This is a genomic window from Shimia thalassica (assembly GCF_001458215.1).
Classification (GTDB): domain Bacteria; phylum Pseudomonadota; class Alphaproteobacteria; order Rhodobacterales; family Rhodobacteraceae; genus Shimia; species Shimia thalassica.
In genome coordinates this window covers 477711-497857 of record NZ_CYTW01000001.1, presented here as the reverse complement: position 1 = coordinate 497857, position 20147 = coordinate 477711, and the positions used below count along the sequence as shown (strand labels likewise).

Here is a 20147-nt window from a genome sequence, read left to right as displayed (position 1 = left end):
ACGAAAGGCCCGCCCCTTCCGGCGGGTCTTTTTCTTGTGGGGCAAGGAAACCGTCATCAAGGTTTACGTCACGAGATGACACGGGCTAGGGTGGTACTGCGGGCTCTGACATTTAAGCATCGCACCCACATCGCAGGAGAGCCCATGAAATCCTTTATCGTCAAGACGCTCGTAACCGGCATTCTTTTGATGATTCCCGTTTTTTTCTTTCTGTTCGCTTTGGTCAAGATTTTCGGAACGCTTCGACAGGTCATGTCACCCATCATCGAGGCATTGGACATTGAAACCTTGCTAGGGGTGATATTGCTCAATGTTCTGACGCTGCTGGCGTTAGTGTTGTTCATTTTTCTTATCGGGTTGCTGGCCTATGTCGGCTCGATCAGAACGCGGATCGAGGCGCTGGATTCTTTCCTGCGTGACCGCGTGCCGGGGTACGCCATCATCAAAGGGATCCTGAGCGGCACCATCCAGCAGGACACCTCCATGGGCGATCTCAAGGTCGTGATCGTGCGCCAGGGGGACATGGCCCGCATCGGGTTTGAAGTCGAACGCATTGATGAACACAACATCATGGTCTTTCTGCCGGATGTTCCAAACCCGCAAACCGGTATTGCAGCGGCCTTTCGGCCGGACGATGTTCAACAGATCAAACTGGCGCCGCATAAGGTTCTCGAGATGCTTAGCTTCTTTGGTCGCGGTGTCGGTGCCGAAATCAGCAAGGTTCAACAGGACAGAAACCCGCCCACCGACACCTAACCGTTGCTTTGCCACTTTCCGTGAACATGCTATCTTCAGCCCCGTTGGGGAGATAAAACATGCGTAAGATTCAAGTGCAGGGCGTTCATCACATCACGCTGACCGGTGCCGACCGACAGACATCTATTGATTTCTGGGAAGGCGTGCTGGGCATGCCGTTCGTTTTTGACCAGCCAAATCTGGATAACCCGAACGAAGGGCACCTGTATTTCGATCCCGGTGACGGGCGTTTGATCACTGTGTTTACCGACGAAAACCGCACCGCAGATCCCCGTCGCACGCCAACCGAGCCCGGATGCGTGCATCATCTGGCGTTCAACGTTTCTTTGGCGAGCTTCCATCTTGCCGAAGAAAGGCTCGACGCGCGTGGCATACGGCATTCTGGCGTACGGGATCGCGGCTTCATGAATTCGCTTTATTTCAAAGACCCGATGGGGCTGTTGATTGAACTTGCCTATTACAAGTTCGAGCCACCTACGGGCTGCACCCATGCCGATGTGATGATACGCGCCCACCGCCACCGTTTGGAAAGCGGCGATTATAACATTCAGGAAAAACATCTGGCCGATGCGATTGAGCAGCTGTTTCTTGAGACGCAAGAGTCACTGTCCGAGGATCGCGGCCCACGTCATCCCTATTGATGCATCGCGCCGGTGGGCAGGAATGGCCCAAACCCAGCGCCTAAACATAGTCATAGCAACGAAAAATCGGGGCGTCAGGATTGATGCCCCCGTTTTGCATTTGGGGCGCACAATTTCCTTTTCCCTTGTTTCAAGTCGTGGCAACGTCACACCATGAAACAGACTCTTTCAAGCTCCGATGGAACCCCGATAGGCCGCTTTGCCTTTGGCACGATGCAATTCGGCGGCAAAGCAGACGAAACAGCCTCGCAAGAGATGTTCGAGGCCTGTCTGGCTTCTGGGATCACGCATTTTGATACCGCCCACGTCTATACGGATGGCGCGTCAGAAACCATTTTGGGACGTCTCGCCGCCCCCCATCGGGCGCGTCTCGTGATTGCAACCAAGGTTGGATACACCCAAGGTGCCGGAGCGCAAAATCTGCGCAGCCAATTCGACCTGTCCCGAAAACGGCTGAATATGGATCACGTCGATATCCTCTATCTGCACCGTTTTGACCCTGACACCGAACTTGCGGAAACGCTCGAAACATTCGCACGGTTTCAGGACGACGGGCTGATCTCCTATATCGGTCTGTCCAACTTCGCAGCGTGGCAGGTCATGAAGGCAATCTCTGTCTCGGCATCTTTCAGGGTATCTCCTGCGATCCTGCAACCCATGTACAACCTTGTGAAACGGCAGGTGGAAGTAGAAATCCTTCCCATGGCTATCGACCAAAGCCTCAGCGTCGCGCCTTATTCACCTCTCGGGGGCGGCCTTCTGACTGGCAAATACCAATCCGGCGCCCCACAGGGCCGCCTGTCGACCGATAGCCGGTATGCCGCGCGTTATGCCAAGGACTGGATGCAACAGACGGCATCAGAACTCGTCGCTGTCGCCGCCGAACTGGATGTTCATCCGGCCACGCTCGCAGTGGCCTGGGCGGCACGACATTCTTCTGCGCCCATGCCCATTCTTTCGGCGCGCAATATAAATCAACTTGCCCCGTCACTGGACGCGATCGGGTTCGATATGGATGCTGCTCTTTACGAAAGACTCACTGCCTTGTCGCCCACACCAGCCCCTGCAACAGACAGATTGGAAGAGGCATGATCGACTTTCTGATCATTGGTGGGGGAATCGGCGGAATCTCTGCAGCTGCACGCCTGTCCTCACTAGGGACCGTTTGTGTTTTAGAGGCAGAAACAGGCCTTGGATATCACGCCTCTGGCCGCTCCGCAGCGATGTTTGAAGAAAACTACGGATCGCCATCGACCTGTGCATTGTCCCGCGCAAGTGCCGCCTATTTCAAAACCGGTGGCTATCTGCGCAAACGCGGGCTGATGCTTGTTGGCAAAGACGGCGACGAAACCGACTTTGATGCCGCCTGCAAAGATCTCGTCATGCCCCCTTTGCCTCTGGAGGAAGCCTTCCAGAAAATTCCGATCCTGAATCCCGCAACGGTGCGCATGGCTGCCTTTCATGACGATGCGCTTGACCTTGATGCAGACCGGCTTTTGCAGGACTTCGCCCGCACGGCGAAACGCAATGGCGCCGACATCCTGACAGATCATCGCGTCACGGCCATAAAGCGCACGGAAACGGGATGGTCTGTCACCGCCAGCCAGACCATATTCGAAGCAAAACTGCTCTTTGACGCGGCCGGCCCATGGGCCGACATCATCGCGGAACTTGCGGGGATCGCGCCTCTCGGTGTCACCCCGTTGCGCCGCTCAATGGCGCGCATTCCCGCCCCAGGTGGCCATGATATCACTGACTGGCCCATGTTGATGGGCCCGCGCGAAGACTGGTATGCAAAACCGGACGCAGGAAAATTGCTGATCTCCCCCTCGGAAGAAGACCCGCAATCGCCACATGATGCATGGGCGGATGATCTCGTACTTGCCGAAGGGATTGCGCACTATCAGGACCACGTGACCGAGACCGTCACACGCCTCGAAACAAGCTGGGCAGGACTGCGTACCTTTGCCCCCGACCGTAATCTGGCACTGGGCCCCGCCGCTCAGGATTCCGGCTTTTTATGGATCGCAGCCCAAGGGGGATACGGCTTTCAAACAGCCCCCGCCGCTTCACAATTGATTGCCGACATCGTCTCTGGTGCGCCGTCCCGGATTGACGCCGTCACACAATCGGCACTCGATCCCAAAAGGTTCTTCTGATGCCCCGTCGCGACACACTCCCACCAACTGCATCGGTCACAACACCGCAAGACAACGACCGTCTCTATGCGCCCTCTGCCGCCCGCAACGTCGCAGATGTTGTCGAGGTCGCCAAAATGCACGCCCCCGTCGATGAGGGCAAAGCCCTGGAACTCGCAAGCGGAACCGGACAGCATATCATTGCTCTGGCCACCGCCCTGCCCCGGTTCCAGTGGCAACCCACCGAAGTCGATGCAGACCGGCGCAAGAGTATTAACGCCTACATCGCCGAAAGCGCTTTGAGCAATATCACAGCTGCAATCCCCCTGGATGCAACCGCGACTGGCTGGGGCGCGACACACACAGGACAGTCACTCATCATGCTGTCGAACCTCTTACACCTAATCAGCACCCCCGAGACCCAAACCCTGATCCGTGAAGCGGCTATCGCTCTGGCCCCTGGTGGGGTCTTGATGGTGTACGGGCCCTTCATGCGTGACGGCGAAATGACCAGCGACGGCGACACCAGCTTTCACCAAAGCCTGCAAGACGCAGACCCGGAAATCGGGTACAAAAGCGACTTTGATGTTTTGGAATGGGGCCAGTCCCATTTCCTCGACTACCTAGATATGGTCGAAATGCCTGCAAATAACCTGTCTATTCTCTGGCGAAAGCCCGAATAAGGGACAGGCTCTCTCTCTTCTTCTGGCGAAAAATATCCCGGGGTGAATTGGCCCAACGGGCCAAGAGGGGCAGCGCCCCTTTTGTGTATCTAAATTGATGTCACCTGATCTCAATCAAAGAATGGAATGTGTACCTCTATATTCCAATCTCAGGATATATTTTCAGGAGACGAAAATGAGCTGGACTGACAAACTCGACGGCACGCGCAACCAATTGCGCAATTTGAACAAAGCCATCCCCGACACAACCCGTGCCTTTGGCGGCTTGGGCAAGGCCGTTAAAGAAGGCGGTGTGCTGGACTTCAAAACAAAAGAGTTCATTGCCTTGGGGATTGCTGTCGCTATGCGCTGTGACTCTTGCATCGTGCTGCATTGCGAAGCGCTGCACAAAGCAGGTGCTACTCGCGAAGAAGTGGGCGACGTTTTGGGCATGACCATCCAGATGGGTGGCGGACCCTCGATGATGTATGCCGCCAAAGCTCTCGAGTGTTTTGACGAATTGGCAGGCTGACATACCCTGTCGAAACCATATATGGTCTCCGTGAACGCCTTATGTCTTACGGAGACCATATAGATGAAATCCGCTTTCCCCGCCCTATTCGCCCTTTGTCTGGCCGGAACGCCTCTTTGGGCCGAAGCGCCTGCCTTCATGAAGAGAATGGATGTGGACCAGAATGGTTTCCTCACCTTGGGAGAACTGGAAGAATACCGCACCAATGTCTTCAAGACGTTTGACAAAAACAGCGATGGTGCTTTGGACAGTTCGGAATACACCGCATTCGACGAGGCCCGCGCGGCAGCGGCAAAGGAAACCGGTGCGCCGCTGCAACTGCGTTCCGTTCACGGGTTGGCGCGGGAATACACCGATCTCAATCTGGATGGCAAAGTCACGCGCGACGAATTCCGCGAGGCATTGACCCGCTGGTTCAAGACACACGACAAAAACAAAGACGGCATGCTAGGCCAAGGAGACTTTTAGGTCCGCACCGAACCTGATGTTTGCACCCGTTTTTTCCCCTGCCCTTCGGGTGGGGGATTTGTTTTTGTACGGGTAACTCATCTCTAAAACAGGGTATTCGGATGTCGATACTTTCTCTTCTTCAACAGGCACAAAACGGCGAAGGTCTTGCCAACATGGCCGCACAGTTCGGCCTGGACGCCGACAAGGCGGGCGAATTGGCTGGAATGCTGGCGCCTGCTCTGGGCTCTGCCGCACAGCAACAGGCCGCATCGGGCAATCTCGGCGACCTGCTTGGAAATTTCAAAGGCGAAGACCAGGCTGCACTGTTTGAAGATCCAACTGCTGCTGCTTCGCAATCCGGTCAAGCGCAGGGCGCGGCCTTTCTGGAACAGCTTCTCGGCGGACAAGAGGCAGCCTCTGCTCTAACCGGTCAAGCTGCGGAAAAGGCCGGCCTTGATCTTGGCACAGTGCAAAGTTTCCTGCCCGCCATGGCCGCCATGCTTCAAGGTGGGCTTCAAAAATCTCTGCCCGATGACACGCTGGATGCGATGTCAGGTGGCGGTGCTGGCGGTGGTTTGATGGGCATGGCAAGCTCCCTGCTCGGGGGCAACTCCGGTGGCATGGATCTGTCAAAGTTGACTGATCTGCTGGACGCGGACGGAGACGGCTCTGCCCTTGACGATATCATGGGCAAGTTCCTGAAATAGGGTCACTTCACAGCGCAAAAGAAAAGGGGCCGTGGTGCAATGCACTACGGCCCCTTTTTACATCAATCTTTGCCGTTTACCCGTTCACGCGAATGGTCGCGTTGGTCGGGTCATAGGGACTGTCACAAGTGACAACGGCATCCCAGAGTTTGTCCTGAATTTTGACTTTCAGCTTTGTGCCTTCAACGGCCAGTTCCGGTTTGACATAACCCATACCAATGGATTTCTCGAAGGCCACGGAATAACCACCCGAGGTCAAACGGCCAACGCGCTCGCCTTCAGGCGTATACAGCACTTCCCGTCCCCATGGATCGGCATCCGCAGGTCCATCAATCAAAATGGTACAGCACTTTGACCGGATACCTGTCTCGACCATAGCCTCTTTGCCGTTAAAATCTTTGGACAGGTCAATGAAACGCGGCAGGTCGGCTTCGGCCGGTGTCGCATCGCGGCCCAGCTCATTGCCAAAGGCGCGATAGGATTTTTCCTGACGCAGCCAGTTTTGCGCACGGGCGCCAACCAGCTTCATACCGTATTTCTCGCCTGCTTTTTCCAGAAGATCGAACAGATAGTTCTGCATCTCGATCGGGTGGTGAAGCTCCCAGCCGAGTTCGCCAGTGTAGGCCACACGGATCGCATTCACAGGACACATGCCCAGCTCGATCTGTTTCGCCGACAGCCACGGGAAGGCCTTGTTGGTCAGCGCATTGGCGGGATCGGGATCGTTGATAACCTCTTTGAGGACATCACGCGACTTGGGTCCGGCGATCGCGAAAACGCCCCATTGGGTGGTCACATCCTGAATCTCGATATAGCCGAACTCTTCCATTTTGTCTTCGGCGGCCTTGCGCAGGAAGTCGGCGTCATACTCGGTCCATGCCCCTGCAGAGACGAGGTAATAGCTGTTCTCGCCATTACGCACGATGGTGTATTCCGTGCGGGTCGTACCGTGGGACGTCAACGCATAGGTCAGATTGATCCGGCCAATCTTGGGCAGTTTGTTGCAGGTGAACCAGTCAAGGAACTGTGTCGCGCCGGGGCCTTTGACAACATGTTTGGTAAAGGCCGATGCATCAACCAGACCAACGCCTTCACGGATCGCTTTGGCTTCTTCGACCGCGTATTTCCACCAGCCACCGCGACGGAAAGACCGCGCGTCGTGGTCAAAGTTTTCCGGCGCATCAACAGGTCCGAAATAGTTCGGGCGCTCCCAACCATTCACCCAACCAAACTGCGCGCCGCGCGCCTTTTGGCGATCGAATGCCGGAACCGTCCGCAAGGGACGCGCAGCAGGGCGTTCTTCGTCAGGGTGGTGCAGGATATAGACGTGCTCGTAGCACTCTTCGTTTTTACGCGCTGCAAACTCGGTGGTCATCCAGTTGGACGAATACCGCTTTGGGTCAAGCGACGCCATGTCGATCTCGGCTTCGCCGTCGACCATCATCTGGGCAAGATAGTATCCAGTGCCGCCTGCCGCTGTGATCCCAAAGGAAAACCCTTCGGCCAGCCACATGTTGCGCAGGCCTGGTGCGGGACCAACCAACGGGTTGCCGTCGGGCGTATAGCAGATCGGGCCGTTGAAGTCGTCTTTGAGGCCGGATTCAGCGCAAGAAGGCACGCGCTCGGTCATTGCCATGTACTGTTCGGCAATCCGGTCCAGATCCAGTGGGAACAGATCCGCACGGAAGCTGTCGGGCACACTGTGTTCAAAGCGTGCCGGCGCACCGCGCTCGTAAATGCCTAAAATCCAGCCGCCGCGCTCTTCGCGAGCATAAGATTCGTTGTCGGCATCACGCACAACAGGGTGCTCTGGGTTGCCTGCTTCGCGCCATTTGACCAACTCGGGGTCCTGATCCATGACGATAAAGGTGTGTTCCACAGGGATCGCAGGCATCTTGATGCCCAGCATTTTGGCGGTGCGCTGTGCGTGGTTTCCGCTGGCAGTCACAACATGCTCGGCCGTGATGACAACCTGTTCATCACCGGGAACAAGGTTTCCGCCCTTTTCCACCATCTTGGTGCAGGTGACTTCCCAGTGGGTGCCGGTCCAGTGGAACTCATCCGCCTGCATCTTGCGAACGATGTCGACGCCACGCTGACGGGCACCTTTGGCCATCGCCATGGTCACGTCAGCCGGGTTAATATAACCGTCCTCGGTATGGTAAATCGCACCTTTAAGATCATCGGTGCGGATCAGCGGCCAACGCTCTGAAATCTGGTCCGGGGTCAGCCATTCATAGGCAACGCCGCAAGTTTCCGCGGTTGAGGCATAGAGCATATATTCGTCCATACGCTCGTCAGTTTGCGCCATGCGCAGGTTGCCCACGACAGCGAAACCCGCGTTCAGACCGGTTTCTTCTTCCAGGGTCTTGTAGAAATCGACCGAGTATTGGTGGATGTGGGTTGTCGCATAGGACATGTTAAACAGGGGCAGCAGGCCCGCTGCGTGCCATGTGGAACCTGACGTCAGTTCGTCACGCTCGATCAGCATCACATCATCCCAGCCCGCTTTGGCCAGATGATAGGCAATTGAGGTTCCGACGGCACCACCGCCAACAACCAGTGCTTTGACTTGAGTTTTCATGTCGCGGGCGACTCCGTTGATTCAGAATTGCCCTTAATCTCGCAAATCACAATCCGGCATGACGGGTCCAGCCGACCCAAAAACGCACAAAACCGACCAAGTGGATCGGCTGTGTTGGTGTTCGGGTCTCAGGAAGGCACAGACAGCGCAAAACACCTGAAGAAAACAGGGGAGTCCTAGTCTGCCTCAAGCAGGCAGCGGCGACGCGATCCGTCCATGTAACATGTCCCCACGCCAAAGGTGCTTTGAGTGTTTGCAGCGACACGGTGCACTACCGGTTTGGACGGCGTGACTTCGACATTGAGGCTTGGGGCGTGCAGGCTGGGCGCGATGCGCGACGCGCCAAGCGTAACCTGATCTTCCACGGCAGAGTCGCCCGCCGCGGCCTCTTTCCCTTCGAAGGGTGTTTGATCGGCCTGTTCGGCGACCGAAACACCAGCGTTTGTTTTACGAGAATGGGCGTCCACCGCAAAAAACACCACAAATGCCAAAGACAGGAAAATAAACGGCAGAACGCGACCCATGTCGACCTCACTTCAAAAGTTATCCTCACCGGCCTAAACAGCATTCAAGACACCAATACGCAGGGATTAAGGAAAGTTTGTGATCCCGACTTTCAAAGAGGTAAATGCCGCCCCGTAAGAATACCTCTCTTCGCCAAAATCCTTGCCGCAACGCAGCACAAACTGCTAAGAAAAGCGGCAGAAAATAATAGGAATGCGCCTCGTATGGAAGTCTGTCGCACAATTGCTGACTGTCGCACTCTGGTCCGCCGATTTCGCACTGCCGGAGAATCGGTGGGATTGGTGCCAACAATGGGTTTTTTACACGAGGGGCACATGTCTCTTGTGGCAGCCGCCAAAAAGGCCGCCGATCGTGTTGTGGTGACCATTTTTGTGAACCCCACACAGTTTGGCGAAGCCGCAGATCTGGAAAGCTATCCACGGGACGAAGCCCGCGATCTGGAGATGTTGAAACAGGCCGGAGTGGACGTCGTTTTGATCCCTTCGGTCGAGGAAGTTTACCCCGGCGGAGACGAAACCATCGTTGAAACCACCCGCATGGCCAACATGCTGCACGGGCTGGTGCGGCCGGGGCATTTCCGGGGTGTCACCACCGTCGTGGCGCGCTTATTCAACTTTGTTCAGCCGGACATCGCCTGCTTTGGTGAAAAAGACTATCAACAGCTGCAGGTCATAAAACGTATGACACGCGATCTGGCCTTTCCCATCGACATTCGCGGCGTCCCCACCGTACGAGAGCCGGATGGTCTGGCCATGTCATCGCGCAACGTCCGCCTGACGCCTGAGGACCGTGCCGCCGCGCTGGTGCTGTCTCAGTCTTTGACTGCCGCCGAACAGGCCGCCGCAAAGGGCACAACAATCGAAGCCCTGCGCGATCTGATTTCAACCACAGTTTCCGCCGAACCCCGCGCCACTTTGTGTGGGCTCGACATCGTAGGCGCCGAAGATCTTTCAGATCTGTCCGGCGACCTCACCTCTCCTGCTGCCATTATGATCTCGGTCGAGTTCGGCGGCATTCTTCTGATTGATCAAAGGGTCGTCACACCATGAGCAAACAAGTCAAAATCCGCCGTAACACTGTGCCACAAATTGCGTCGCGCAAAGGGGGCGAGCCCATCGTGTCGTTGACCTCGTACCATGCGCACACGGCCGCCATCGTCGACAAATACGCAGACTTTATTCTTGTGGGTGACAGCCTCGGGATGGTCATGCACGGCATGGAAAGCACCGTCGGCGTTCCTCTTGATCTGATGATCATGCACGGCAAGGCAGTTGTCAAAGGCACGGAAAAGGCGCTGATCGTTGTCGACATGCCCTTTGGCACCTACGAAGAATCGCCGTCGATTGCGTTCCGGAACGCGGCCAAGATCATGAAAGAAACCGGTTGCGGCGCTGTCAAACTCGAGGGTGGGGCCCGCATGGCGGAAACCATCACTTTCCTTGTAGAACGCGGCATCCCTGTCATGGCCCACATTGGTCTCACGCCGCAATCCAGCCACGTGATGGGTGGTTTCAAAACCCAAGGCCGCGAAGAAGACAGCTGGGCCGCACATGAGGCCGACGCCAAAGCCGTGTCCGAAGCTGGCGCGTTTTCGGTTGTGCTGGAAGGTATGGTTGAGCCACTCGCCGCAAAAATCTCGAAGCAGATTGACATCCCAACCATCGGAATCGGCGCCTCCGCCGAGTGTGACGGGCAAATTCTCGTGCTCGAAGACATGCTGGGCTTGAACGAATGGACACCAAAGTTCGTCAAGGTTTACGGCGATCTGGGACCGGCAATCGAACGTGCCGTTGAACAATACGCAGAAGAGGTCAAAGACCGCAGCTTCCCCGGCGAAGATCAGGTTTACAGGTGATCTCAACTGACCAGATCTGGGCAGAGTATCGCACCGCTTTGAAAGGGTTCTTGCACAATCGGGTGGCCAATGCAGCGGATGTAGATGATCTGCTGCAAGACATCCTGCTGAAGACACACATGAACCTGAACGAGTTGCAATCAGCCAAAAGCATTCGAGGTTGGCTGTTTGCCGTCGCGCGCAATGCCACGATCGACCATTACCGCAAGCAAGGGCGCGCGCTGCCGGACGCCGATGATCTTTGGTATGCGGATGAAGATCTGGACCCGCAGGATGAGTTCGAACCCTGCCTGCGGCCCTTTATAACGGGCTTGCCCGACGCACAGGCGGCGCTGTTGACAGCTGTTGACTTGGAGGGCGTGTCACAACGCGACTATGCCGAGGCAGAGGGCATCAGCTACTCCACTCTGAAGTCCCGCGTGAAGACCGCGCGCAATGCGCTTCGCGGACAGTTTGACCGTTGTTGCGCGTTGACGCTGGATCACAATGGAGCGGTGATTGATTATTCCCGCCGGAAAAAATCCTGCGGACCCTGCTAAATTTTTTGTCTTTTTGTGATGCCGTCCTTCTTCCTTGGTGAAGACACATCAAAGGATGCAAAAAATGCTTAAAGTCATCAGCTTCAAGATCTGCCCTTTCGTGCAGCGCGTAACCGCCTTGTTGGAGGCCAAAGGCCTGCCATATCAGGTCGAATACATCTCGCTTTCGGACAAGCCGGACTGGTTCCTCGACATCTCCCCCAACGCGCAGGTGCCGCTTCTGGTGACGGAAAACGGTACGGCTCTGTTCGAGTCAGAGGCGATTATTGAATACCTTGAAGAGGCTTATCCGCCGCTCGAAGAAGGTGTCTCACCCGAGCAAAAGGCTTTGAACCGGGCGTGGTCTTATCTGGCATCCAAGAACTACCTCGTCCAATGCGGGGCGATGAGCAGCCGGACGCTGAGCGATTTGGAGCAACGCAGCGCCAAACTGGGCATGGCTTTTGACAAGATCGAGAAGGCGCTGGGCAACACACGGTTTTTCAATGGCGATACGGTCGGGCTTGTTGATATTGCGTGGCTGGTGTTGTTGCACCGCGCCCATATCATCGAGCAACACTCGGGCTATGACCTGATTGGCCTGCGCCCCAAGCTGAAAGCGTGGCAAAACGCGATGATGGAAACCGAGTTGGCAGAGACCTCCGTCGCCGCAGATTTCGGCGATGCTTTTGCCGGGTTCTACCTCTCGGAGAAGACCTATCTGGGATGTGGTTGCGACGTGCCAGCCGAAAAACAGGGCTGCGGCTGTTGCTGAGCCAGACGGGGTGCCCATGCGGCACCCCCTTGTTCAATCCGTGATCCGCGATGTCAGGTCTCGTCAAAGCGAGAGAATTTTGCCCGGGTTCATGATGTTGTCGGGATCAATCGCGGCCTTGATCGCGGCCATCATATCGACTGCTCCGCCCAGTTCCTTAACCAGATAGGGACGCTTGCCCTGTCCGATGCCATGTTCCCCCGTGCAGGTCCCGCCCATCGAGATCGCCAGATCGTTGAGCCACCCGACGAATTCATCCGCCTTGGCGACCTCGTCAGGGTTGTCCATGTCGATCAGCGGCAAGGTGTGAAAATTACCATCCCCGACATGGCCCACGATTGGCGCGATAAAGCCCAGTTCATCAAGGCGTTCCTGCGCTGCATTCACACATTCGGACAATCGCGAAATGGGCACACAAACATCCGTGGAAATGCCTTTGGCACCGGGGCGCAGGGCCACGCTAGCCCAATAGGCGTCATGACGGGCCTGCCACAGTTTATTGCGTTCTTCCGCGCTTGAGGTCCATTCAAACCCGGTCCCGCCAAATTCCTCTGCAATCCCGCCGAACAGTTCCGCCTGTTCCGCAACCCCTGCTTCGGACCCGTGAAATTCAAGCAACAGCAATGGCGCTTCGGGCAACGTTAGCTTTGAATAGGCATTCACCGCCTTTACCGTAAGCGCATCCAGCAATTCGATCCGCGCCACGGGAATCCCGTACTGGATCGTCATCATCACCGCCTGACAAGCCGCATCTACAGTGTCGAAGGACACCCGCGCAGACGACATGGCCTCGGGGACACCTTGCAGTTTGAGCGTAATTTCCGTGATCAAGCCCAATGTGCCTTCTGATCCCACCATCAATCGGGTCAGGTCATATCCTGCACTGGATTTCTTTGCCCGGCTGGCCGTGCGGATCACATCACCCTTGGGTGTCACCACCTCAAGCGCCAGAACGTTGTCTTTCATCGTGCCATAGCGCACAGCGTTGGTGCCGCTGGCACGCGTGGCGGTCATCCCGCCAAGTGACGCATTCGCACCGGGATCAATTGGAAAAAACAGACCCTGATCACGCAAATAGGTGTTCAACTGCTCGCGCGTGACGCCCGGTTGCACCACACAATCAAGATCCTCTGCGTGTACCGCGACAATCTCGTTCATGTCGGTCAGGTCGACACAAATGCCCCCTGCCGGCGCATTCACATGACCTTCCAGAGAGGTTCCTGTACCAAATCCGATCACGGGCACTTTGTGCTCGGCGCAGATTTTGACAACTTCGGCAACTTCATCCGAGTTTTGAGGATAAACCACGGCGTCCGGCGCCTGTGTTCTGATCCACGTTGTCGTGTGGCCGTGCTGCTCGCGGATTGCCTCACCGGTTTGGAACTTTTCTCCGAAACGCTGTTTGAGCACACCCAAAACCGATGCAATACCCGTTTCATTACGTGGCAAGTCGATCGCCTGAACCATCTCGTCTCTCCCCCATCCCATTAACAAGCTAATGGTCTCTTTCGTAACTTATATGAAAGTTACCCTCCGAAAGCCAGACCTTCTCTGCGGGGATCTGCGCCCCCCAAAAGCGTGTCACCGATTGAAATCACATGAAGCCCCGAGTTCAGGCCGCGCACCTTGGTTTCAAATCCCATTTCGACGAGACCTTCAGCAAGGCTTTCCTCTTCGATGTCATATAGACCAAACCGATTGATACGATGCGGCATGGCAACGGCGCTCTGAACATCCATCCCCCAATCCAGATGGGCAATGATCGTATTGGCCACATAGGAAATGATCCGGCTTCCTCCGGGCGATCCTATCGCCAGAATGGGCTTGCCGTTCTCCAATACAATGGTCGGCGCCATAGAGGACCGTGGACGCTTTCCCGGCTCGACACGGTTGGCAATCGGGATGCCACCACGATGCGAGCGGAACGAGAAATCCGTAAGCTCGTTGTTCAAAAGAAACCCGCGCGTCATGACACGGCTGCCAAAGGCGTTTTCGATCGTGGTCGTCATCGACAGGACATTCCCGTATTGATCGGCAATCGAAATATGTGACGTTGACGGTGCGGCCCTGTCTTCGTCATCCGCGAGATTAAGGCTGTGATCAAACTCAGGCGTTCCGGCCTCGACCTCGGGCAGCTTGTTCTCGCGTCTCAACAGTTCGGACCGGTCATTGAGATAGCTGCGCGCGAGCATGCCCTCAACAGGAACCGGAACAAAATCGCTGTCCGCGACGTACCGTCCGCGATCCGCAAACGCCAGCCTTGTGGCATCGCCAATCAACCGCCACGTATGAGGATTCTCCGCGCCAAGACCCGTCATATCAAAAGGTGACAACAGCCCGAGGATTTGCCCCACGGCCAAAGCACCAGAAGAGGGTGGCCCCATACCACACACGTCATATCCACGATAATCGGCACAGACGGCGGGCCGTTCTTTGACTTGGTACAAGGCCAGATCAATCTGCTGCAAATGTCCTGCGCGCGGTGCGTTCTGAACCGCCGCAACAATGTCATCTGCGATCTCGCCTGAATAGAACGGCGCCGCGCCCTGATTGGCCAACAACTTCAGGGATTCGCCGTAGGCCTGATTGACCAGAGTTTGTCCCGCCTGCACAGGCATCCCGTCAGGAAGGAAATAGGCAGCGGTCGTGGGGTGCATCGCCAAACGGGCAGCATCGCGTTCAACCGATCCCGCCATGCGGGGAGACACGGCAAAGCCCTCGTCGGCCAAATCGATCGCTTCATCGAACAAGCCGCGCCAATGGGATTTCCCCCATCGTTTGTGGGCTTCCTCCATCAGCATCGGCGTGCCCGGTACACCAACGGACAACCCGCCTACAACGGCTTCGAAAAATTTGAATGGCTCGCCATCGTTGCGCAACAACATGCGTGGGGTCGCGGACAATGGCGCGGTCTCGCGACCGTCAAGCGTGGTTATCTCTCCGCTTTCGCCATCGTACCAGACAAGAAAAGCACCCCCACCCAGCCCGGAACTTTGTGGTTCTACCAGACCAAGCACGGCTTGAACGGCGACCATGGCGTCAGCGGCTGTTCCGCCTTCCGCCAACACACGACCACCGGCCTCGACGGCAAGCGGATGCGCGGCAACAACCATCCAGTTCTGGCCCTCGACAGGATGGCCCATCTGCTTGGACTGGTATTGCTGTTCCAGCCCTGCAACCATGGCCCTGCCCAGCGCGGTTGCGGCCTCTGGCGCAACGGCATCGGCGGCGTCTTGTGCAAAAAGTGATGATCCCAAAACGCAAAACGCGGTGGTCATTGAACGGAAAAATGCTGGCATATTACCCCCCTGAAAGCGCAGGGCTGCATGCTAGTCTGTTTTCGCGATCAAGATAGCGCAAAGTGGAAAGCAGACGTGTATCGCAGCCATGGCCCTGTGCGAGGCGCGGTCTGCACCCTCGCGCACATATCAAAAATCGTCCGCAGCAGTGGTGCCGCAGACGCCTTGGTCAAAGCATCGCTGGCACAACAAGATCCGGGGGACGGTGCCCATCATCAAACGTCTTGATGTTGATGATGACCTTTTCTCCCATCTCGAGGCGGCCCTCGACCGTCGCCGAGCCCATGTGCGGCAGCATCACAACATTATCCAGCTTCAAAAGGTCTGGATTGATTTCGATGCCATGCTCGTAAACATCAAGCCCCGCGCCGGCGATATCGCCCGCCTTCAACATGCGCACCAATGCGTTTTCATCCACCACTTCGCCGCGCGACGTGTTGATCAGATATGCATCCGGCTTCATCAATTTCAGGCGCCGCGCATTCATAAGGTGAAACGTCGATGGCGTGTGCGGACTGTGAATCGTAATGACGTCCATCCGCGCGACCATCTGGTCAAGGCTTTCCCAATAGGTTGCCTCAAGGCTTTGTTCGACTTCGGAACGAAGGCGCCGACGGTTGTGATAGTGAATCTGCATGCCAAATGCACTGGCACGGCGAGCAACGGCCTGTCCGATGCGACCCATACCCAAAATCCCGAGACGACGCCCCCCAAGACGACCACCAAGCAAGGCGTTGGGCGCCCATCCGGTCCATTCGCCTTTGTCCATCATGCGCAACCCTTCGGGCACACGCCGGATTGCGCCGATCATCATCGCCATCGTCATGTCGGCGGTATCGTCCGCGACAACACCCGGCGTATTGGAAACCAGCACACCACGTTGGCGGGCACTTTCAACGTCGATATGGTCGACCCCTGCCCCATAGTTGGCAATCAGCTTAAGCCGCTCTCCGGCCTGGGCGATCATGGGTGCATCAATGGCATCGCTCAGCGTGGGCACCAGCACATCAGCGGTTTTCATCGCTTCAACAAGCTCTTGCCGACTCATGGGGGTATCTTCTTCCCGCAAGCGCACATTGAACAGTTCGCAGAGTCGTGTTTCGACAGCTTCTGGCAAGCGTCGCGTTACAACAACACTCAGGCGTTCCTTTGGCATTCAGGCCTCCCAATCCATTGCATTTCATCGCGTTGATGTCACAGTGCCTTACACATAGACGGGGCACAAGAACCCGCGTGTCGTTACCGAGCAGAAAATCAGTGCAGATGACAAAAAATCTGAAAAACCAATTCGTAGGCGCCTTTTGTGCTGCGATGCTTTTGTTTGTTTTGGCAGGCACGGCATTCGCGGACCAAACCCGTGGCCCCGTCACAAATCTTCCTTTGCCGCGCTATGTCTCGCTTAAGGCCAGCAAAGCAAACGTGCGTCGCGGTCCGTCGCTGACCCATCGCATTGACTGGGTCTATACAAGGCGATCCATGCCGCTTGAGATCACAGCCGAACATGGCCATTGGCGGCGTGTCCGCGACATGGAAGGTGCCGGTGGATGGGTCCACTACTCTTTGCTGTCAGGTGTGCGCACTGTTGTGGTTGAGCAAGACATGCTGCCCCTAACCGTTCGTCCCGAAAGCAACACCCCTTCCGTAGCGCATCTTGAACTGGGCGTTGTTGCCCGATTGGGCGAATGCAACGCAGATTGGTGCAAGATCAGCTCGGGCGGCTATAAAGGCTGGGCCCCCAAAGAAGTGCTTTGGGGTGTGTCTGCGGATGAACTGCGCGAATAACGCCTAACGGTCGCAATGCGCTTTGTTTGCTCAAGGGCGCCCGGATGCGAACACAAGAACGCCCACGTGCCTTGCTTTACTTGACGGTCCATGTGGACTTGCGTCCGTTGGGATTCACAAAAGTCACCTCGTTCCCTTTGAGAGTGACCGTTTGACACTCGGTTCCGGCAAATTTCTTAGGCTTGGTCAACGTCCGGCAATACTTGCCATCCCGCTCTTCCCAAACACCTTCGATACCCGAGCCTTTGACCTTGCCATTGCTTTTCAAAACCACCGTGAGATCACCATTCTCAAGTTTTTTACCCACAATAGATAACCATTCTGTGGAACCACTGCCGGCCAATACTGGTCCTGCAATCACGCCCAGTCCAAGTGTCGTCATCAAAAGTAACTTTTTCATCTAAATCTCCAAAGCTTTCAAAATTGTCTAAAAAGGATATCGCGAATAGACGAACCTTAGGCGTGCGCGGCTTGTAAACCAAGGGAAAGACCAAACGGCCGTGACTTTAGCCTGCGCGAAACGCACATTGCTTTTATCTTTGGAGACTTCGGAAAAGGCGGAAGGCGCTCAAGTGACCGAGCAGACTTCCCCCCTAAATTGCGATCAAACTGCTTTTTCGGCCGCTGCCCGGATCGCACGAATGTTTTCGCCATAGACCTCGGGATTGGCGACAGAGCCGCCCTTGAACACGGCTGATCCCGCGACAAAGCAGTCAGCTCCGGCAGCGACCAATGGTCCGACCGTATTTGGATCAACGCCACCGTCAACCTGAATGTGGATCTCGCGGTCTCCGATCATCTCGCGAACCTGACGGACCTTATCAACACTCGACGGAATGAACTTTTGCCCGCCAAAACCGGGGTTCACGCTCATCACCAAAACCATATCACAAAGGTCCAGCAGATATTCGACCGCGCTGGCCGGAGTGCCAGGGTTGAGGCTGATACCAGCCTTGGCACCGGTGGCTATAATGGCTTGCAAGGTACGGTGCGGGTGCGGGCCTGCCTCGAAGTGGGCGACGATCATGTCTGCGCCTGCCTCGGCATAGGCCTCGATATAGGGATCGACAGGAGCAATCATGAGGTGCACGTCCATGAAGGTTTTCACATGCGGACGGAACGCTTTGACGGCAGGAGGACCAAAGGTCAGGTTCGGCACGAAATGGCCATCCATCACATCCACATGCACCCAATCGGCACCCTGCGCCTCGATGGCCTGAATTTCTTGACCAAAATTGGCAAAGTCAGCGGACAGGATCGACGGGGCGATCTTGATAGAACGATCAAATGACATGTGGGTCTCTCTGTTCTGGTGGTGGCAGGCGATTCGCGAATTGCTGCGAAAATGGAGCGATCAGGCGCAAAGTGCAATCACCCGCTCGCATCTCAACGCTGCAATGCAGCATTGGTAGCTTCATATTTTTTCATTTACGCCGATTTTCGTGACAAAAAGACAAATTTAAGCGCATTTTCGCCGAAAACCCGGGGTCATGTCATTGCAATTTCATGCTGCACTGCAACATAATCATCTTGATTAGAGGGAAAGAACATGTCTGCTCTGACAGCAAAAGCACTTTTACCCACGTCAATTTGGCCATGCCAAGACGTATCGGTTGCGACTTTGTCCGGCTTTGCAATTACATGTCTGTCCCGCTTCGCCACATGCGCCCGAAAATGCTGCGCGGTTTCTGCCGTGCTTTTGCAAACACCGCGACAGACATCGATCAAAATCGAATTCGGCAGGAAGGAAACAACCGCATGAAGTTGCTTACGGCTATAGGCGCCTTACTGACGAGCGCTTCGCTTGCGAAGGCAAGCACTCCGATGCTGCAAAACGGCACCGGGTCTGCGTGGATTCAGCTGCTGGTTGGCGTTTTGGTCGTCGCAGCGCTCGCGCGTTTGGTCAGAGCAAGCCGCTGAGGTCAAAGGACTTGCAACGGCATCATAGACAATCGTCTGGCACAGGGTCTCCCAGGTGCTGGATGGCCCACGTGGACTGCCAGGTTGAAGGTGGCCCAGGTATCCAGGAGAACTGAAATGACAACTATTATTATGACCCCGTATGTTGCCTCAATGCAGAACATGCAGGTGCTCGCCACCGCTTTTGAACAGCAACTGAGATTTAGCTATGCCATGGGTCGTGCCCTGTATGACAGCAACCCTTTCGTGGCGACATACGGCGTAACCGACAAACCGCGTCAGGCGACATCGCGCGCTGCCACGCCGAAAGCCCCCGCCAAGAAAGCGGCGCCTGCGAAACCAAAACTTGTCAAAGCCGAAACACCGGTCGCCGCCAAGGTTGCAACGCCAGCCGCAAAGCCCGCAGCACCTAAACCTGCGCCGGCGAAAAAGGCTGCGCCTGCGGCTCCTGCGGCCAAAAAAGCCGCCCCTGTGAAAAAGGCACCCGCCAAGCCAGCCGCTCCCAAAGCAGTTGCCCCTGCGGCCAAAGAAACTGCACCAACCCCTAAAGCAGCGCCAGTGGCAAAAGCTGCCCCAAAAGCAGAGCCCAAGGCCAAACCTGCGCCCAAAAGTGTTGCGGCACCGGTTGCAAAAACAGTGGCGGCTCCAAAAGCAGAGGCACCTGCGAAACCCGCTGCCAAACCTGCACCAGTCGCGAAAGTCGCAGAAGTTGAAACAAAGCCTGCAGCAAAACGTGGCCGCACCGCTCCGTCAAAACCACCTGCGATGCCAGCAGCTGCCAAACCGGCCCCTGTTGCCAAAGCTGCAGCCCCCAAAGCCTCTGCGCCAACAAAGACTGCAAAGAAGCCCGCAGCAAAAGCAAAACGCTAACGACGATCTAAAAGCTGTGCCTTTTCTTTAAGGCGCAGCTTTTTCTTTTCCCCGCGTGCCCGCCTTTATCGCGATGGGAAACAAACGACTCAGGCCGTTTTGTGAACCCCGCCCCCCTTTTCCGACATGATTC

Annotated in this window: 21 protein-coding genes; 14 read left to right on the top strand and 7 right to left on the bottom strand. The window is 56.1% G+C overall.

The window, feature by feature from the left end:
• Positions 1-144: 144 nt before the first annotated feature.
• From PH7735_RS02295 to PH7735_RS02260, 8 genes are all read left to right on the top strand, one after another.
• Positions 145-756, top strand: a complete 612-nt coding sequence (locus PH7735_RS02295; protein WP_058309708.1) for a DUF502 domain-containing protein — start codon at positions 145-147, stop codon at positions 754-756.
• Between the two features lie 59 nt (positions 757-815).
• On the top strand, positions 816-1397 hold the full coding sequence (locus tag PH7735_RS02290) for a VOC family protein (RefSeq protein ID WP_058309707.1): 582 nt from the start codon (positions 816-818) through the stop codon (positions 1395-1397).
• Between the two features lie 153 nt (positions 1398-1550).
• On the top strand, positions 1551-2489 hold the full coding sequence (locus tag PH7735_RS02285; RefSeq protein WP_058309706.1) for an aldo/keto reductase: 939 nt from the start codon (positions 1551-1553) through the stop codon (positions 2487-2489).
• Positions 2486-3556, top strand: a complete 1071-nt coding sequence (locus PH7735_RS02280; protein ID WP_058309705.1) for an NAD(P)/FAD-dependent oxidoreductase — start codon at positions 2486-2488, stop codon at positions 3554-3556. Before PH7735_RS02285 ends, PH7735_RS02280 begins: the two co-directional genes overlap by 4 nt.
• Positions 3556-4218 carry a DUF938 domain-containing protein gene (locus PH7735_RS02275; protein ID WP_058309704.1) on the top strand — a complete coding sequence of 221 codons (663 nt, stop codon included), beginning with the start codon at positions 3556-3558 and terminating at the stop codon, positions 4216-4218. Before PH7735_RS02280 ends, PH7735_RS02275 begins: the two co-directional genes overlap by 1 nt.
• Before the next feature lie 175 nt (positions 4219-4393).
• Positions 4394-4729, top strand: a complete 336-nt coding sequence (locus tag PH7735_RS02270) for a carboxymuconolactone decarboxylase family protein (RefSeq protein WP_058309703.1) — start codon at positions 4394-4396, stop codon at positions 4727-4729.
• A 63-nt stretch (positions 4730-4792) separates the two neighbouring features.
• Entirely contained in the window at positions 4793-5197 is a 405-nt protein-coding gene (locus PH7735_RS02265) for an EF-hand domain-containing protein (RefSeq protein WP_058309702.1), read from the top strand.
• Between the two features lie 101 nt (positions 5198-5298).
• Positions 5299-5886, top strand: coding sequence for a DUF937 domain-containing protein (locus PH7735_RS02260; RefSeq protein ID WP_058309701.1), 588 nt, complete (start codon positions 5299-5301; stop codon positions 5884-5886).
• A gap of 76 nt (positions 5887-5962) precedes the next feature.
• On the opposite strand, the gene PH7735_RS02255 is transcribed toward PH7735_RS02260, so the two are convergent.
• Together PH7735_RS02255 and PH7735_RS02250 are read right to left on the bottom strand one after the other, a co-directional pair.
• Positions 5963-8470 carry a GcvT family protein gene (locus tag PH7735_RS02255; RefSeq protein ID WP_058309700.1) on the bottom strand — a complete coding sequence of 836 codons (2508 nt, stop codon included), beginning with the start codon at positions 8468-8470 and terminating at the stop codon, positions 5963-5965.
• Between the two features lie 176 nt (positions 8471-8646).
• Complete coding sequence (locus tag PH7735_RS02250) at positions 8647-8994, bottom strand: hypothetical protein (protein ID WP_058309699.1); 348 nt, start codon at positions 8992-8994, stop codon at positions 8647-8649.
• Between the two features lie 204 nt (positions 8995-9198).
• Here PH7735_RS02250 and panC point away from each other — a divergent pair, with 204 nt between their 5' ends.
• The 4 genes from panC to PH7735_RS02230 all read left to right on the top strand — a co-directional run bounded on the left by panC (position 9199) and on the right by PH7735_RS02230 (position 12143).
• Positions 9199-10044, top strand: coding sequence for a pantoate--beta-alanine ligase (gene panC / locus PH7735_RS02245; RefSeq protein WP_058309698.1), 846 nt, complete (start codon positions 9199-9201; stop codon positions 10042-10044).
• On the top strand, positions 10041-10850 hold the full coding sequence (gene panB, locus PH7735_RS02240; RefSeq protein WP_058309697.1) for a 3-methyl-2-oxobutanoate hydroxymethyltransferase: 810 nt from the start codon (positions 10041-10043) through the stop codon (positions 10848-10850). The genes panC and panB overlap by 4 nt, the downstream gene beginning before the upstream one ends.
• Positions 10847-11389 (top strand): RNA polymerase sigma factor SigZ, encoded by a 543-nt coding sequence (gene sigZ, locus PH7735_RS02235; protein ID WP_199534961.1) that lies wholly within the window; start codon positions 10847-10849, stop codon positions 11387-11389. Before panB ends, sigZ begins: the two co-directional genes overlap by 4 nt.
• Positions 11390-11453: 64 nt before the next feature.
• Entirely contained in the window at positions 11454-12143 is a 690-nt protein-coding gene (locus PH7735_RS02230) for a glutathione S-transferase family protein (RefSeq protein WP_058311099.1), read from the top strand.
• A gap of 63 nt (positions 12144-12206) precedes the next feature.
• On the opposite strand, the gene PH7735_RS02225 is transcribed toward PH7735_RS02230, so the two are convergent.
• From PH7735_RS02225 to PH7735_RS02215, 3 genes are all read right to left on the bottom strand, one after another.
• Positions 12207-13610 (bottom strand): FAD-binding oxidoreductase, encoded by a 1404-nt coding sequence (locus tag PH7735_RS02225; RefSeq protein WP_058309696.1) that lies wholly within the window; start codon positions 13608-13610, stop codon positions 12207-12209.
• A gap of 59 nt (positions 13611-13669) precedes the next feature.
• Positions 13670-15442: a gamma-glutamyltransferase gene (gene ggt, locus PH7735_RS02220; RefSeq protein WP_082645109.1), complete on the bottom strand. Its 1773-nt coding sequence runs from the start codon at positions 15440-15442 to the stop codon at positions 13670-13672.
• A 169-nt stretch (positions 15443-15611) separates the two neighbouring features.
• The gene (locus tag PH7735_RS02215) at positions 15612-16598 is read right to left on the bottom strand and encodes a 2-hydroxyacid dehydrogenase (RefSeq protein WP_058309695.1); all 987 of its coding nucleotides are present in this window, start codon (positions 16596-16598) and stop codon (positions 15612-15614) included.
• Between the two features lie 107 nt (positions 16599-16705).
• Here PH7735_RS02215 and PH7735_RS02210 point away from each other — a divergent pair, with 107 nt between their 5' ends.
• The gene (locus tag PH7735_RS02210) at positions 16706-17224 is read left to right on the top strand and encodes an SH3 domain-containing protein (RefSeq protein WP_082645108.1); all 519 of its coding nucleotides are present in this window, start codon (positions 16706-16708) and stop codon (positions 17222-17224) included.
• A gap of 76 nt (positions 17225-17300) precedes the next feature.
• Here the strand turns inward: PH7735_RS02210 and PH7735_RS02205 are convergent, their stop codons facing one another.
• Together PH7735_RS02205 and rpe are read right to left on the bottom strand one after the other, a co-directional pair.
• The gene (locus PH7735_RS02205; protein WP_058309694.1) at positions 17301-17624 is read right to left on the bottom strand and encodes a hypothetical protein; all 324 of its coding nucleotides are present in this window, start codon (positions 17622-17624) and stop codon (positions 17301-17303) included.
• A gap of 204 nt (positions 17625-17828) precedes the next feature.
• Complete coding sequence (gene rpe, locus PH7735_RS02200; protein ID WP_058309693.1) at positions 17829-18518, bottom strand: ribulose-phosphate 3-epimerase; 690 nt, start codon at positions 18516-18518, stop codon at positions 17829-17831.
• Between the two features lie 743 nt (positions 18519-19261).
• On the opposite strand from rpe, the gene PH7735_RS20660 reads away from it, so the two are divergent.
• Positions 19262-20014 (top strand): hypothetical protein, encoded by a 753-nt coding sequence (locus PH7735_RS20660; RefSeq protein WP_082645107.1) that lies wholly within the window; start codon positions 19262-19264, stop codon positions 20012-20014.
• The last annotated feature ends 133 nt before the right edge of the window (positions 20015-20147 follow it).

Coding starts and splice junctions, on each gene's coding strand:
- PH7735_RS02295 (WP_058309708.1), top strand. CDS start 145: ATGAAATCCTTTATCGTCAAGACGCTCGTAACCGGCATTCTTTTGATG.
- PH7735_RS02290 (WP_058309707.1), top strand. CDS start 816: ATGCGTAAGATTCAAGTGCAGGGCGTTCATCACATCACGCTGACCGGT.
- PH7735_RS02285 (WP_058309706.1), top strand. CDS start 1,551: ATGAAACAGACTCTTTCAAGCTCCGATGGAACCCCGATAGGCCGCTTT.
- PH7735_RS02280 (WP_058309705.1), top strand. CDS start 2,486: ATGATCGACTTTCTGATCATTGGTGGGGGAATCGGCGGAATCTCTGCA.
- PH7735_RS02275 (WP_058309704.1), top strand. CDS start 3,556: ATGCCCCGTCGCGACACACTCCCACCAACTGCATCGGTCACAACACCG.
- PH7735_RS02270 (WP_058309703.1), top strand. CDS start 4,394: ATGAGCTGGACTGACAAACTCGACGGCACGCGCAACCAATTGCGCAAT.
- PH7735_RS02265 (WP_058309702.1), top strand. CDS start 4,793: ATGAAATCCGCTTTCCCCGCCCTATTCGCCCTTTGTCTGGCCGGAACG.
- PH7735_RS02260 (WP_058309701.1), top strand. CDS start 5,299: ATGTCGATACTTTCTCTTCTTCAACAGGCACAAAACGGCGAAGGTCTT.
- PH7735_RS02255 (WP_058309700.1), bottom strand. CDS start 8,470: ATGAAAACTCAAGTCAAAGCACTGGTTGTTGGCGGTGGTGCCGTCGGA.
- PH7735_RS02250 (WP_058309699.1), bottom strand. CDS start 8,994: ATGGGTCGCGTTCTGCCGTTTATTTTCCTGTCTTTGGCATTTGTGGTG.
- panC (WP_058309698.1), top strand. CDS start 9,199: ATGGAAGTCTGTCGCACAATTGCTGACTGTCGCACTCTGGTCCGCCGA.
- panB (WP_058309697.1), top strand. CDS start 10,041: ATGAGCAAACAAGTCAAAATCCGCCGTAACACTGTGCCACAAATTGCG.
- PH7735_RS02230 (WP_058311099.1), top strand. CDS start 11,454: ATGCTTAAAGTCATCAGCTTCAAGATCTGCCCTTTCGTGCAGCGCGTA.
- PH7735_RS02225 (WP_058309696.1), bottom strand. CDS start 13,610: ATGGTTCAGGCGATCGACTTGCCACGTAATGAAACGGGTATTGCATCG.
- ggt (WP_082645109.1), bottom strand. CDS start 15,442: ATGCCAGCATTTTTCCGTTCAATGACCACCGCGTTTTGCGTTTTGGGA.
- PH7735_RS02215 (WP_058309695.1), bottom strand. CDS start 16,598: ATGCCAAAGGAACGCCTGAGTGTTGTTGTAACGCGACGCTTGCCAGAA.
- PH7735_RS02210 (WP_082645108.1), top strand. CDS start 16,706: ATGACAAAAAATCTGAAAAACCAATTCGTAGGCGCCTTTTGTGCTGCG.
- PH7735_RS02205 (WP_058309694.1), bottom strand. CDS start 17,624: ATGAAAAAGTTACTTTTGATGACGACACTTGGACTGGGCGTGATTGCA.
- rpe (WP_058309693.1), bottom strand. CDS start 18,518: ATGTCATTTGATCGTTCTATCAAGATCGCCCCGTCGATCCTGTCCGCT.
- PH7735_RS20660 (WP_082645107.1), top strand. CDS start 19,262: ATGACAACTATTATTATGACCCCGTATGTTGCCTCAATGCAGAACATG.